Below are 12,277 nucleotides of genomic sequence, written 5' to 3'. Positions count from 1 at the left end.
GTCACTTCCCCGCGGGCACGAGGGTCGCCGGGGTGGGAGCGTCGGCGATCTCGGTGTGGTACTCGACGGAGTCGCCGGTCAGCTGCATGAACGCCTCCTCGAGCGACCCGCGCTGCGGGCTCAGCTCGTGCAGCACGGTCTGCGTGCGCGCCGCCAGCTCACCGATGTCGGCGCAGTCCATCCCGGACACGACCAGGCCCGCGCCCTCGTCCCGGACGGACGCACCGGCCTGGCCCAGCGCCGTGCGCAGGTGGCCGAGCTGCGGACCGCGCACCAGGACGGTGTTCTCGGTCGCCTGCGCGACGAAGTCCTCGGTGCTGCTCTGCGAGATCAGCTTGCCCCGGCCGATCACCACCAGCTCCTGGGCGGTGAGCGCCATCTCGGAGAGCAGGTGGCTGGAGACGAAGACCGTGCGGCCTTCCTCGGCGAGCCGGTGCATGAACTTGCGGATCCAGAGGATGCCCTCCGGGTCCAGGCCGTTGACCGGCTCGTCGAACAGCAGCACCTGCGGGTCGCCCAGCAGCGCGGCGGCGATGCCCAGCCGCTGGGACATGCCCAGCGAGAACCCGCCCGCGCGCTTGCCTGCCACCGCGGTGAGGCCGACGATCTCCAGCACCTCGTCGACGCGCTTGGCGGGCAGCTTGTTCGACCGCGCCAGCCACTGCAGGTGGGCGCGGGCCGAGCGGTTGGGGTGGACCCACTTGGCGTCGAGCAGCGCGCCGACGGTCCGCAGTGGCTGGTGCAGGTCGCGGTAGCGCTTCCCGTCGATCAGCGCCGATCCCCCGGTCGGGGTGTCCAACCCGAGGATCATCCGCATCGTGGTCGACTTGCCCGCGCCGTTAGGACCGAGGAAGCCGGTCACCCGCCCGGTCGGAACCGAGAACGACAGGTTGTCGACGGCGAGCGTCTTGCCGTAGCTCTTGGTGAGGCCGACTGCCTCGATCATGGTGTGCTCCTTCTAGCGACTGTCGCTGTGCGCTCGTCCCCCAAGCGCTTCCCCCGCTGTCCGGTACCAGGGTGGCCGTCGCGGGTGTGTTCCCGCGTCGTCCTGTGGTCCCCCGGTCCGGTCAACTCACAGGCGTAGCCTCCCGCGTCCCGGCGCGCCCCGGGTATCGGTGACGACCCTGAGTGGACCCTGATCCGCGATGCCGGTCCGGCTGGGTGACACGGTTAATGAACCATGGTTCAATAATGGCGTGCCGCGCCCGAGGACCATCACCGACCAGCGGCTCCTCGACGCGGCGCACGTGGTCGTCGGACGGGTCGGACCGGGGTTCACCCTGGCCCAGGTGGCCGCCGAGGCCGGGGTCTCGGTCGGGACGGTGGCCACCCGGTTCGGCTCCAAGGACCGGTTGGTCCAGGCCGTCTTCGACAACGCGACGGCCGAGGTGGCCCGCACGATGCGGGCGGCGGCCGACGCGGCGGCGGATCCGGTCGCCGGGCTGCGGGCCGCGGCGGTGGGCACCTTCATCTCGCTGGGTGACGCCGACACCGCGGCCAACCACTTGGGACAACTCGGGCACGACCTGATCGACCCGGTCCTGCGCGCGAAGCTGGCAACGCACTTCGAGGTCATGAGTGCCGAACTGGCCCGCGCGTTCGACCGGGCGGCGGGCTCGCTGCCGGGAGCACCCGCGCCGGACGTGGCCGTCCGGGTGCTGCTGTCGCTGGTCAACGGGATCTCGATCGACTGGTCGGTCCGTCCGCACGGGACGCTGGCCGACCGGCTCGGCGCGGACGTGGACGCGGTGCTGGGGGCCTGGCGCCGCGGGGACGAAGGAGGGAATCGATGACGTTGCAGGGAAAGGTCGCCGTGGTCACCGGGGCGACCAGGGGCTGCGGTCGGGGCATCGCGGTCGAACTCGGGGCAGCGGGGGCGACGGTCTACGTCACCGGCCGCACGACCCGCTCGTCCGCGTCGCCGATGCGGCGCACCGAGACCATCGAGGACACCGCCGACCTGGTCGACGCGGCGGGCGGCACCGGCATCCCGGTCCGCTGCGACTTCACCTCGGTGTCCGATGTGGACGCGCTGCGGGACCGGATCGCCGCCGACCACGGGCGCATCGATGTCCTGGTCGACGACGTGTGGGGCGGCGACCCGTTCGTCGAGTTCGACACGCCGTGGTGGGAGTCCGATTTGGACAAGGGCATCGGCGTGGTGCGCAACGGCCTCGACACGCACCTGATCACCCTGCACCGGCTGCTGCCCCTGGTGGTCGCGCGACCGGGCGGTCTGGTGGTCGAGGTGACCGACGGGGACGTCGAGGACTACCCGGGCCCGGTCGGGATCCCGTACTACCTGGTGAAGTCGGGCGTCCGCGCGATCGGGCGGTGGCTGGGCGAGGAGTTGGCCGCGGTCGGCGCCACCGGGCTGTCGGTCACGCCCGGGTTCCTGCGCTCGGAGATGATGCTGGAGCACTTCGAGGTCACCGAGGCCAACTGGCGCGACGGTGTCGAGAAGGACCCGAACTACATCATGGCCGAGTCCCCGCACTACATCGGCCGCGCCATCGCCGCCCTGGCCGCGGACCCCGAGGTGTCCCGCTTCGCGGGCCGCACCCTGGCGAGCTGGACCCTCATGCGCGAATACGGCTTCACCGACCTCGACGGCACCCGCCCCGACTGGGGCCGCTGGCACGACGAGGTCATCAAGGCAGGCCTCGACCCGACCACAGTGGACGCCTCCACCTACCGCTGAGCCGCACACTCTGATCGCCCCGGCCTTGAGGCCTCAACCACCCCGTGCCCAACCCCAGTCCATGCCCCGTTCGGCTGAACCTCGCCCGCCGCCACCCGAGCCCGATCCCCCGACCTGCGCGTTTGTCCATCCACAACACCCGACTTGTCCACAGCTCACGCCAACCCCCTGGCCCTGCAACCGTGGCCCGATAGAATGGAGCCGGGGCCGCCCCCCGGAGAGGGTGGGGGCTGGGGTAGGCGGGGAGGGCCTCCGGAACGGCGGCCGGAAGGTGGCTGGGGCCGCGGGCCGGGGTGGGCTCGGGGCCGAGCCCGAGGCTCGGGGGAAGTCGGGTGGGGCTGCGGCCGTGGCAGGTCTGGGCTCGGCGAGGGGCCAGGGCTGGGCCGGGGGTCAGACGTCGCCGGGGCGGACCAGGCCGGTTTCGTAGGCGAGGACCACGGCTTGGACGCGGTCGCGGAGTTCCAGTTTGGACAGGACGCGGCCGACGTGGGTTTTGACGGTGGCTTCGGAGAGGAAGAGCTTGCGGGCGATCTCGGTGTTGGACAGGCCCTGGGCCATCAGCACCAGGACCTCGCGCTCGCGCTCGGTCAGCACGTCGAGCATCGAGGCGTCGCGGAGTTCGCCGCCGCCGGGGCCGAGGAAGCGGTCGAGGAGGCGGCGGGTGACGCTCGGGGAGACCACGGCGTCGCCGCTGGCGACCGAGCGCAGGGCGGAGACCAGGGCGTCGGGCGGGGTGTCCTTGAGCAGGAAGCCGCTGGCGCCGTTGCGCAGTGCGGAGAGGGCGTACTCGTCGAGGTCGAAGGTGGTCATCACCAGGACCTTCGAGGTGCCCGCCTCGGTGATGACCTTGGTGGCCTCGACGCCGTCGAGCACCGGCATCCGGACGTCCATCAGCACGACGTCGGGGCGCAGCTTGTCGGCCAGGTCGATCGCCGCCCTGCCGTCGCCTGCCTCGCCGACGACCTCCATGTCCTCCTGCGCGCCGAGCACCATGCGGAACCCGACCCGCATCAGCTCCTGGTCGTCCACCAGCACAACCCTGATCACGCGGCCCAAGGTAGCCCTCCCCTACGCGGTGGTCACCGGCAGCACCGCGCGCACCCGCCAGCCGCCGTCGGCGTGCGGCCCCGCTTGCAGGGTGCCGCCGAAGACGTTGGCGCGTTCGCGCATGCCGATGAGGCCGTTGCCGCCCGCGGTCAGCCCGTGCCGGGGGATGCCGGGGCCGATGTCGCTGATGTCCAGCTCGACCCGGTCGCCGACCCGGCGGACCTGCACCGCGGCCTTCGCGCCGGGACCGGCGTGCTTGATCGTGTTCGTCAGCGCTTCCTGCACGATCCGGTAGATGCCGAGGCCGACACCGGCTGGCAGGTCGTCCAGCTCGCCGGTCAGGTCGAGGCGCACCGGGACGCCGGTGGCGCGCACCCGCTCGGCCAGGTCCGAGATGGACTGGGTGCCCGGCTGCGGGGTGCGGTCGGTCTCGCCCTCGTCGCTGCGCAGCACCCCGAGCAGGCGGCGCAGCTCGGTCAGCGCCTCGCGGCCGGTGGCGGAGATGGTGTGGATGGCCCGCTCGGCCACCTCGGGTTTCGAGCGCACCGCGTAGGCGGCGCCGTCGGCGTGCACCACGATCACGCTCACCGCGTGCGCCACCACGTCGTGCAGTTCGCGCGCGATGCGGGCCCGTTCCTGGCCGACCGCGATCCTGGCCTGCTGGTCGCGTTCAGTCTCCAGCAGCGCGAGCCGCCGCTCGACCTCCAGGTGGTAAGCCCGCCTGGCGCCGGAGAACTCGCCGAGCACCCAGCAGAACGCGAAGATCACCACGATCACCAGGGTCGGCAGGATCGACTGCGGCAGGTCCATCCGCCACGACGCCCAGGCCGCGGTGCCGATGGTCAGCCACACGACGTACAGCGCGCCCTGCCTGCGGCCGACGTAGGCGACGGTCGTGTAGAGCGCGATGCCGAGCGCGATGTCGCCCACCCGGATCCTGACGTCCACCCCGTCCGCGCTCGGCCCGTGCGTGAGCAGTTGCCCGAAGCCCGCCGCGAGGATGAGGTACGCCGCGAGCAGCGGGTCGCGCCTGCGGATCACCAGCGGACCGAGCAGACCCAGGCCGACCAGCCAGTAGGCCACCGGGTGCACCCCGCCGACGTGGGCGAACAGCGAGATCGACTCCAGGGCCGCCAGCATCGCGGCGATGATGACGTCACCCGCCATCGGGTGCGCCTTCATCCACAGACTGAGCCTCCGCACGGTGACGAGAGTAGGCACAGCCGGTTGCCGGTCGCGTCAGCCCGGCGTCGCATCGTGGTCTCCGCCCGCAGGCTGAGCGAGGAGTTCGCGGACGGCGGCGGTGCGCGCATGGCACGATTCGCGGGGCGTACTGGGTGAGGAGTGGGTTTGTCGAGCGCGACCGAGCAGCAGCACCTCGCCGGACCGTTGTCGGCGTCGGTGGCCAACCTGTGCCAGCGGCTGCAGCCGCAGGTGTCCGCGCGCACCGCGGCCGGGTTCCGGGAGGTGCTGCGCAGGCTGTCCGCCCCGCTGCAGGTCGCGGTGGCAGGCCGGATCAAGTCGGGGAAGTCCACGCTGGTCAACGCCCTGATCGGGCGACGGATCGCGCCGACCGACGTCGGGGAGTGCACTCGGCTGGTCACCCGGTTCCAGTACGGCACGGTCGACCGGGTGGAGCTGGTGTTCTTCGACGGCACCAAGCAGGTCCTGCCGTTCGAGGTCGGCGGCATGATCCCGGCCGACCTGGAGGTGGACTTCGACAAGGTCTCGCACCTGGAGGCCTACCTGACCAACGCGGTGCTGCGGGACCTGACCGTGATCGACACCCCCGGCCTCGGGTCGCTCGACCTGGCCTCGGTGAAGCGCACCGAACTGCTGCTCGGCGCGGCCAAGCACCGCAAGGAGGACGGCGAGGAGGTCGAGGACGACGGCGACGACGAGCTCGACGACACCTCCCGCAACGCGGTGGCCGGTGCCGAGGCCGTCCTCTACGTGGTGACCCAGGGCGTGCGGGCCGACGACCAGCAGGCGCTGGCCGCGTTCACCGCCGCGACCGCCAGCCGCGAGGCCGGTCCGGTCAACGCCATCGCCGTGCTGAACAAGGCCGACACCATCACCCCGGAGTCGGTCACCGGCAGCGACGGCGACGTGTGGAAGGCCGCGACGCTGCTGGCCGAGAAGCAGGCGGCCACCCTCAAGCCCAGGGTCGCCGACGTGATCCCGGTGATCGGCCTGATCGCCGAGTCGGCCGAGTCCGGCGGGTTCACCTCGGCCGACGCCGACGCGCTGCGGCTGCTGGCCCGCCTCGACGACGCGGTCTGGGAGACGATGCTGATCTCGGCGGACATCTTCACCTCGTGGGAGTGCGACGTGCCGACCGGCACCAGGGTGCGCCTGCTGGAGAAGCTGGACCTGTTCGGCATCCGCCACGCCGTCGACGCGCTGCGCGCCGACCCGGACCTCACCGCGGGCGCGCTGCGCCGCTCCCTGCTCGACGCCTCCGGTCTGGCCGGGGTCCGGTCCAGGTTGGACGCGGTGTTCCGCGCCCGCGCCGACGGCATCAAGGCCGCCGCCGCGCTCGCGTCGGTCACCGCGCTCGCCCACGCCTCCGGTGACCCGGGTGAGCGCCAGCGCGTGCACGACGCCATCGAGGTCCTGCTCGCCAAGCCCGAGGCCCACCAGTTGCGCCTGCTCGAGGCGCTGACCCTGGTCACCTCCGGCGCGGTCGACATGCCCGACGACCTCGGCGAGGAGGTGCTGCGGGTCGGCAGCAACGCCGACGTCGGCGAGCAGCTGGGCATGAAAGGCCGCCCGCACAACGAACTCGCCGCGTACGCGCTCGAACGCGCGGGGTGGTGGCGCTCCTTCGCGTCCTTCGGCGCGACCCCGGCGCAGAGCCGGGTGGCGCACGTGGTGCACCGCGCGTACTTCCTGATCTGGCAGCAGCTCAAGGCCCAGACCGCGAGCTGATCCCGCTGTGCGCGAACGCCGCTGCCCGCGGCGCGGCCGGCTATACGATTCGGCGGCACACGGGCGCCGACAGGCTGGGTGAGGCGGATGGCTTCCTGGTTCAAGAACAAGCGCAAGGACGAGGACTCGACGATCGAGGTCAGGGCCGCGGTGATCGCCGAGGTCGACCGCGAGCCGGACCGGGTCGTCGAGCAGGAGGGGGAAGCAGTGCCGCAGGAGGAGCTCAGCGACGACTTCCGGGTGGAGCCCGCGCTGGTGAGCATCGCGCCGGAGGTCTACGACCAGGCCATCGCCGAGCGGCTGTCGCTGGTGTCGCTGTGCCTGTACGCACACGACCGGGCGCGCAGTTCCGGGGTGGCCGAACGGATCGAGGAGGGGCTGGCCGCGGTCGGGGTGCGGGCGGTGCGCCCGGACGGCGACCGGTTCGACCCGGCGTTCCACGAGGCGGGCGGCACGCTCGTCACCGAGGACGCCGCGCTGCAGGGCACCGTCGCCGAGACCGAGGTGGTCGGGTTCAGCGACCGCGGCCAGCTGCTGCGGCCGCCGATCGTCACCGTCTACACCGGCCGGGTCGGCAGCGCATGACCCAGCCCAAGGTCTCGCTGCCCAAGCAGGTCGCCCAGACCAGGGAGCAGCTGCTCACCCTGCTCCGCGAGGCCGCGCCCGAGTCGGCGCAGTGGGTGGAGCAGGTCCGCGCGCGCAGGCGCAAGAAGCCGTCGGTCGTGGTCGTCGGCGAGACGAACCGGGGGAAGAGCTCCCTGGTCAACGCCATGATCGACACGCCTGGCCTGTCCCCTGTGGACGCCGACGTGGCCACCGCGACCTACCTGGTGTTCGGCCACGCGGAGCAGTGGGAGGCGCGCGCCTGCTACCCGGGGCAGCTCGCGCCGGTGCCGGTGGACATCGCCGAGCTGGTCAACTGGGTGTCGGCGGCGCACGAGCTGCCCGACGGCGAGCTGCCACCGCGCTACGTCGAGGTCGACGGTCCGGTGCCGCTGCTGGAGAAGCTGGTCGTCGTGGACACCCCCGGCGTCGGCGGGCTCGACTCGGCGCACGGCGAGCTGGCGATCGAGGCGGCCGCGTCGGCCACCGCGCTGCTGTTCGTCGTGGACGCCTCGGCCCCGTTCACCGTGGGCGAGCTGTCGTTCCTGGCAGGCGTCGGCGACCGGGTGGAGACCGTGGTCTTCGTCCTGTCCAAAGTGGATGCCTACCGCGGCTGGCGGCAAGTCCTCGAGGCGAACCAAGCCCTGTTGGCAGAACACGCACCGCGGTTCAAGGACGCCACCTTCCACCCGGTCTCCTCGCGCATGTTCGAGCTGGCGGGCAAGGCGCCCACCCCCGAGGCCGCGGCGATGCTCAAGGAGCGCTCCGGCATCGCCGAACTCGTGGAGTCGTTGCAGGGCTTGCTGGTCGGCCGCTCCGCGATGCTCGGCGAGGCCAACACCCTGCGTGCGCTGTCGTCCGCGCTCGGTGAGCTGAAGGTGACCCTGGAGAACGAGCGCCGCGCGCTGACCACCGGTGAGGCGGAGGCGGAGGCGTTGCGCGCCCGCAAGGACGAGCTGACCGCGGAGCGCCGATCGTCGACCAGGGGCTGGCAGGTCAAGCTGCGCAGCGAGGTGCAGCGCGCCCGGCTGGAGAACGCGCACGAGGTCAGCCGCCAGATGCGCGACCTGCAGTCCTGGTTCCGCCAGGCCATCGACGCCGCCGACCGCGACCAGCTCAGGGGGCTGCCCGCGCACGTCGACGCCGCCATGCAGATGGTCAGCGGCAAGGTGTCGGAGTCGGTGGGCGGCAGGCTCAACCAGGTGGCCGACTCCGTCCTCAGTGAACTGTTCAGCGCCGACGAGCTGGAGGTGATCCGCGGCCAGTTCGCCCGCGCCGGAACCTCGCAGGTGGTGCTGCGCGCGGCGGAGAAGCGGCTGCCGACCGCCGAGGACAAGCTGCTGGTGTTCATGGGCGTCTCCGGCGGCATCGGCGCGGGCAAGATGGCGGTCATCCCGCTGGCAGGCGCGATCGCGGCGCCGATCCTGTTGGTGCCCACCATCGTCATCGGCCTTGGCGCCGGGTGGTGGATCGCGCGCACCCGCAAGCACACCGCGGACAAGCAGCACATGAAGCTGTGGCTCAACGACTCCATCGCCGATGCCCGGTCCACATTGGACCAGTTGGTGTCCGAGCAGTTGATCGACGCGGAATCCCAGCTCTCCCTTGCCCTCGACGAGGCGCTCGGCAAGCGGATCAGCGGGATCGAGGAGCAGCTGCGCGAGGTCGACAAAGCATTACGACTTGACGTGAGCGAGCGGCAGAAGCGCGTGACCGTGGTAAACAAGCGCCTGACAGACGTGGTCGCCGGGCGAGAACGGGCGGAGCGGCTCCTTGCCGGTATCCGGTCCGTTCGCGACAAGAACTAACCGCGTAACGGCGGGAACCAGCGGGACGAAGCGTCAGTCATACCGCCAACAACAAGCCATTGAGCATCCCGCCAAGGGATCAGCCAGAGGGGGCTACCCGTGTACGTTGACGAGACCGGCGCCGACGACACCGCGACCGACACCACGGCCGACGCGGGCCACGACGAGTTGACCGTCGAGGTCGGTGGCGAGGAGTACGAGGTTCAGGAGAACTTCGACTACGACCAGGACGGTGACAACGACACCGCGGTCGTGCAGACCGAAGAGGGCTACGTCGCCTTCGCCGACACCGACGGCGACGGCACCGCCGACACCGCGATCCAGCTCGACGAGCAGGGCAACGTGCTCGCGGCCGCCGAGTACGACGAGGCCTCCGGCGAGTGGACCGAGGCCAACACCGGTTCCGTCGAGGCCCCCGGCGGCGACGGCGCGGACGAGCACGGCGGTGCCAAGTCCGGCAGCGACGACGACGCCGCCACCCCGGCGCACGCCGGTGGCTCCGGCGACAACATCACCGTCGACACCAAGTCCGGTGACGTCGACGCGGGCGAGGCGCAGTACGACGCGGACGGTGACGGCACCAACGACACCGCCGTCGTGACCGACGACCAGGGCAACACCTACGTCTTCACCGACAGCGACGGTGACGGTGGCGCTGACGAGGCCGTCGTCATCGAGGCCGACGGCGACGTGACCGTGGCCCAGCACACCGGCGAGGACGAGTGGAGCACCGTCGAGACCGGCCACATCAACGCCGACGGCTCCTACGAGTCGGACTCCGCAGGCAAGACCTCCGGCTCGGACGCCAACTGGCAGGGCTGAGTCCCGGCGTTACGACCAGCGGGCGAGATGATTCCCACCCGCTGATCGCAGACCACGCTGGGTGAGATCCCGGTGCGCCCACGCGTGCCGGGATCTTGCTTTTCCGGCCCCGTTTGCCCAGGTCAACCGGGTGCGAACTCACTGTGGGTCACGACTGTCCGGTATCCGGACGTCCGATCGGTTGATTGAGCGGCTCGCAAGTGGGTACTGAATCGATTCCCTTATCGTTCTTGTGAGAGAACCGACAGGCAAGGTATCGGTTACCTCGCCGTCACCCCGCTAGCCTCATATGCATTCCTTCACGGCACGCACCCGCTCGACATGGGCGGGGGCTCAGCCATTCGGTTAGGACGCCGCCGTCCCCGGTCAGCTCGGTGGTGTCCTGATCGGCATTTCGGCGTTCAGTCAGGAGACGAGGCGAGATGACGGCAGTGACAATCCCTGGCGTTGACCAGGCACCGACGACGCACAAACGACTCCTGGCGTGGGTGCGCGAGGTCGCTGAACTGACCGCCCCCGAGCAGGTGGTCTGGGTCGACGGGTCCGAGGAAGAGTGGACCCGGCTCACCGACAAGCTGGTCGACGCGGGAACTTTCACCCGCCTGGACAAGAAGCCGAACTCGTTCTACGCGGCCTCCGACCCGAACGACGTCGCCCGGGTCGAGGAGCGCACCTACATCTGCTCGGTCGACGAGGCCGACGCCGGTCCTACCAACAACTGGATGGACCCGGCGGAGATGAAGTCGACCCTCACCGAGCTCTACCGGGGGTCGATGCGCGGTCGCACCATGTACGTGATCCCGTTCTGCATGGGCCCGCTCACCGCGGAGAACCCGATGCTGGGCGTGGAGATCACCGATTCCGAGTACGTCGTGGTCTCGATGAAGATCATGACCCGGATGGGCACCAAGGCGCTGGACCGCTTCATCGACGCCGACGGCACCGAGCGCGACTTCGTGCCCGCGCTGCACTCCATCGGCGCTCCGCTCGAGCCGGGCCAGGCCGACGTCGCGTGGCCGTGCAACGACACCAAGTACATCGTGCACTTCCCGGAGGAGCGGCTCATCTGGAGCTACGGCTCCGGCTACGGCGGCAACGCGCTGCTGGGCAAGAAGTGCTACTCGCTGCGCATCGCCTCGGTCATCGGCCGCGACGAGGGCTGGCTCGCCGAGCACATGCTGATCCTCAAGCTGACCTCGCCCGAGGAGAAGGTCTACTACGTCGCGGCCGCGTTCCCCAGCGCCTGCGGCAAGACCAACCTCGCGATGCTCGAGCCGACCATCCCCGGGTGGAAGGTCGAGACCATCGGCGACGACATCGCCTGGATGCGCTTCGGTGCGGACGGTCGCCTCTACGCGGTCAACCCGGAGAACGGCTTCTTCGGCGTGGCGCCGGGCACCGACTACCACACCAACCCGAACGCGATGCGCACCATCGCCAAGGGCAACTCGCTGTTCACCAACGTCGCGCTGACCGACGACGGGGACATCTGGTGGGAGGGCATCGGCGACGCGCCGGAGCACCTCACCTCCTGGAAGAAGGCCGACTGGACTCCTGAGTCGACGGAGAAGGCGGCGCACCCGAACTCGCGCTACTGCACCCCGATCGACCAGTGCGACACCAAGGCGGCCGAGTGGGACGACCCGCAGGGCGTGCCGATCTCGGCGATCTTCTTCGGCGGCCGCCGGGCCACCACCATCCCGCTGGTGACCGAGTCCCGCGACTGGCAGCACGGCACCTTCATGGGTGCGACGCTGTCGAGCGAGACCACCGCGGCCGCGGTCGGCGCGGTCGGCGTCGTGCGCCGCGACCCGATGGCGATGCTGCCGTTCATCGGCTACAACGCCGGTGACTACTTCAACCACTGGATCGAGACCGGCAAGCGCGCGGACGCGACCAAGCTGCCGAAGATCTTCTACGTCAACTGGTTCCGCCGCGGCGAGGACAAGCGCTTCCTGTGGCCCGGGTTCGGCGAGAACAGCCGCGTGCTCAAGTGGGCCATCGAGCGCATCGAGGGCAAGGCGGCCGCGCGGGAGACCCCGATCGGCTGGGTGCCCACCGCCGACGAGCTCGACCTGGACGGTGTCGACGGTGACCGCGCCGACATCGAGGCCGCGCTCGAGGTCTCGGCCGAGGAGTGGCGCGCCGAGCTGCCGCTGATCGAGGAGTGGTTCGACAAGATCGGCGACAAGCTGCCGACCCCGCTGCGCGACGAGCTGGAGTCGCTCAAGCAGCGGTTGGGCTAAGAGCCAATACACAGAACCGGCCCCCACCACTTCACGTGGTGGGGGCCGGTTCTGCGTGTGCGCTGTTCTGTGGGTCACAGCCGAGTCGTGCCCGATCTGGGACAGTGTGCGCCGTTCAC

General features: G+C 70.7%; 10 protein-coding genes. 7 read left to right on the top strand and 3 right to left on the bottom strand.

From position 1 onward, the window contains the following. Position 1: 1 nt before the first annotated feature. On the bottom strand, positions 2 to 946 hold the full coding sequence (locus BMY07_RS22720) for an ABC transporter ATP-binding protein (protein WP_092782167.1): 945 nt from the start codon (positions 944 to 946) through the stop codon (positions 2 to 4). 250 nt (positions 947 to 1,196) lie between these two features. On the opposite strand from BMY07_RS22720, the gene BMY07_RS22715 reads away from it, so the two are divergent. Together BMY07_RS22715 and BMY07_RS22710 are read left to right on the top strand one after the other, a co-directional pair. Beyond that, entirely contained in the window at positions 1,197 to 1,793 is a 597-nt protein-coding gene (locus tag BMY07_RS22715) for a TetR/AcrR family transcriptional regulator (protein WP_092782164.1), read from the top strand. A 2-nt stretch (positions 1,794 to 1,795) separates the two neighbouring features. Continuing rightward, a complete protein-coding gene (locus BMY07_RS22710; RefSeq protein WP_425426341.1) occupies positions 1,796 to 2,701 on the top strand; it encodes an SDR family oxidoreductase in 906 nt (301 codons plus the stop codon). Positions 2,702 to 3,091: 390 nt separating this feature from the next. Here BMY07_RS22710 and BMY07_RS22705 read toward each other — a convergent pair whose 3' ends face one another. Next, entirely contained in the window at positions 3,092 to 3,748 is a 657-nt protein-coding gene (locus BMY07_RS22705; protein ID WP_092782158.1) for a response regulator, read from the bottom strand. 21 nt (positions 3,749 to 3,769) lie between these two features. Continuing rightward, positions 3,770 to 4,930: a sensor histidine kinase gene (locus BMY07_RS22700; protein ID WP_425426340.1), complete on the bottom strand. Its 1,161-nt coding sequence runs from the start codon at positions 4,928 to 4,930 to the stop codon at positions 3,770 to 3,772. Positions 4,931 to 5,098: 168 nt separating this feature from the next. On the opposite strand from BMY07_RS22700, the gene BMY07_RS22695 reads away from it, so the two are divergent. From BMY07_RS22695 to BMY07_RS22675, 5 genes are all read left to right on the top strand, one after another. Further along, positions 5,099 to 6,679: a dynamin family protein gene (locus BMY07_RS22695; RefSeq protein WP_092782155.1), complete on the top strand. Its 1,581-nt coding sequence runs from the start codon at positions 5,099 to 5,101 to the stop codon at positions 6,677 to 6,679. Positions 6,680 to 6,766: 87 nt separating this feature from the next. After that, entirely contained in the window at positions 6,767 to 7,264 is a 498-nt protein-coding gene (gene grpE / locus BMY07_RS22690; RefSeq protein ID WP_092782152.1) for a nucleotide exchange factor GrpE, read from the top strand. Next, positions 7,261 to 9,090: a dynamin family protein gene (locus BMY07_RS22685; RefSeq protein WP_092782149.1), complete on the top strand. Its 1,830-nt coding sequence runs from the start codon at positions 7,261 to 7,263 to the stop codon at positions 9,088 to 9,090. The genes grpE and BMY07_RS22685 overlap by 4 nt, the downstream gene beginning before the upstream one ends. 99 nt (positions 9,091 to 9,189) lie before the next feature. After that, positions 9,190 to 9,912, top strand: coding sequence for a DUF6802 family protein (locus BMY07_RS22680; protein ID WP_092782146.1), 723 nt, complete (start codon positions 9,190 to 9,192; stop codon positions 9,910 to 9,912). Between the two features lie 422 nt (positions 9,913 to 10,334). Beyond that, positions 10,335 to 12,158: a phosphoenolpyruvate carboxykinase (GTP) gene (locus tag BMY07_RS22675; protein WP_092782143.1), complete on the top strand. Its 1,824-nt coding sequence runs from the start codon at positions 10,335 to 10,337 to the stop codon at positions 12,156 to 12,158. Positions 12,159 to 12,277 lie beyond the last annotated feature (119 nt).

This window comes from Actinokineospora terrae (assembly GCF_900111175.1).
GTDB classification, from domain to species: domain Bacteria; phylum Actinomycetota; class Actinomycetes; order Mycobacteriales; family Pseudonocardiaceae; genus Actinokineospora; species Actinokineospora terrae.
This window is presented reverse-complemented; position numbering and strand designations above follow the sequence as displayed.